Consider the following 2,213-nt stretch of genomic DNA (forward strand, 5'->3'; position numbering starts at 1 on the left):
GGCGGTGAGCTGGCCAGCTCGACGCGCCGCTAGCTAGCCACGAACTCGTTGACGGCGCCTGACGCAGCGGTGCCTGCCAGCGCGCTACACATTTAGGGGTGCCTCTAATGGGGTACCTCTAAAAACGTACACCAGGACTGGGCCAAGCTGCGGAAAGTGCAGCTCCTTACATCAGTGCGAGCTAGGCGCTCGAAGAGCTTCGTGCATGTCCTGTCGCGATATGCGACCAGCGGCCTTGTAAACAACCGATTTGACCATCAGACCAAACTCGGCGCGTGCCAGGCCAATGCTCCGGATTATTTTGCCGCCTATCTGCGCGATGGCTAGCAAAGACATTCTCGACGCGGGCTCGGGGACTGGCACGCTTGTTCCGTGCCTTGCCCCACTCCCCGATAGGCTTACCAGCCCAGCCCTTGCGCTGGATATGTGATCGCCAGCCAATCATCCGGAGCCAGTGCTCCCTGGGCTTGTCGTGACAGCCGCGATCCGCCCAGAAGTCCCGGCTGCTGTTTCCCCGGTCGAGGACATCTACCAGATGCCGGGGGTCGGCCTCACTGGCATCGCTCACCTTCACGCAGCGGATCAGCTTGTGCCGGCGATCCACGCTCACAGACAGCTTGTAGCCGAAATACGACTTGCCGTGCTCCTTCGCCCAGCGCGTCTCGACATCCTTTTGCCGGCGTTTGGCGAGTGGCCATCCGGGTGGTACCGCCTGCTCCTTCACCACGGCCTGCTCATCGGACGTGTTGTGCTGGATGGGCACGCGAACGGTGCTGGCATCGATGATCTGCCCTTCGCGGACTCGGGATAAGTGTTGCTGCAACTGGCGCTGCACCTCGGCAAAGATCTGGTGCTCGACGTTGGCCTGTACCAGGCGCTCGCGAAAGACCCAGATCGTGTTGCGATCCGGAACTCGGCCGGAGTTTTTCAACCCGGCAAAACGCTGGAAGCTCATGCAGTCGAGCAGTTGGAACTCCATTTGCTCATCGGACAGGTTGAACAGCTGCTGGAGCACCAGCAGGCGGGTCATCAACTCCGTTGGATAGTGAGGCCGACCGCCCTTGGCCCGACTGGGCCTGGGCGCCCAGCGGTCGATCTCGGCTGCCAGGACGGTAAAGTCCACATGCTTGTCCAGCAGGGCCAGTGGATCGCCCAGGCTGTCCAGCTTGGCTTCACGTTCTTGGTCGGCAAACAGACTGAGCATGGGCAGGGCTCCGGAGGATCAAGGGCGCGCCGATTTTACCGTGAGGAGGCCAGTTTTTAGAGGTGCCCTATAGAGGTAGAGGCGCTGTGTAGCCGCCGAGCAAATTCAGGCTCGTTATCGATTGCAGGAAGCGGATGCAGATTTGCAGGAGGTGGCTATTTTCTGGATAGCCGCCTGCATTAATCTATAACCTGTTTAAAACAAAAATAACGGGCGCAGCATGAACTTCGGACTCGACTATTTTAGCCGTCTACTTCATGAGGGTAGGTTCTTCTTCCGCTGCCTACGGCAGGTGACCATTTTTCATGGTAGCCGGCGCGACCAGAAATTGAAAAATCCCTTGAAGGCTCCGACCGGAATTGTGACTAGGACTACAACTGCGTCATCAGCTTTTGGTGATTTTCGATTCTCACCGCGCCCAGCAAAAACGGTTTCATCTTTACTATACCTAGTAACTTCGTTAGCCAGCACTACTGTTACAAGCACATGGTGGCGGGCACACCAACTCCGGCAAGCTGCAGAGCATGACTGATTCCAGATGTTACAGCAACCGTGACCGTTATCTAAAAGAGCAGCCTAAATTCGAGCCCCACTAGGCATTCCTCCCAACCCCTGTGCTTTGAGTGCTGCGCGCTTTAATGCCTAACATGGCAGTGTATTTGAACTGCTAGCCAGCTTATAGATGGGAAAGTTTTCCATAACAACAAGAGTAAAGCTGAATGAAAAAACTCCCGAAAGTTAGCCCTATTTCACTGGCCATCACCATGGCCTTTACAATTCCCTCCGTTGGGCATGCGGCAGAAGGTGGATTCGTTGGAGGAAGCACCGCTACACTAACGGCGCGTAACTATTACTTCAGCCGCGACTTCCGAGACGTACCCAAAGCGGCCCAGTCCAAGCAGGAAGAGTGGGCGCAGGGCTTCATCCTCAACTTCAAGTCCGGCTACACCCCGGGCCCGGTCGGCTTTGGCGTCGATGCCATCGGACTCTTGGGCATCAAGCTGGACGG

Annotated in this window: 1 protein-coding gene and 1 pseudogene; one reads left to right on the plus strand and one right to left on the minus strand. The window is 57.0% G+C overall.

Features of this window, described 5'->3' with window-relative positions:
• Positions 1 to 171: 171 nt before the first annotated feature.
• Positions 172 to 1,204: pseudogene (locus BM297_RS21240) on the minus strand (IS5 family transposase).
• A gap of 764 nt (positions 1,205 to 1,968) precedes the next feature.
• Here BM297_RS21240 and BM297_RS21245 point away from each other — a divergent pair.
• Positions 1,969 to 2,213: OprD family outer membrane porin (locus BM297_RS21245; protein WP_394328031.1), on the plus strand; the 245-nt coding region annotated here is incomplete at its 3' end.

The organism is Geopseudomonas sagittaria, from assembly GCF_900115715.1.
Taxonomy (GTDB): Bacteria; Pseudomonadota; Gammaproteobacteria; order Pseudomonadales; family Pseudomonadaceae; genus Geopseudomonas; species Geopseudomonas sagittaria.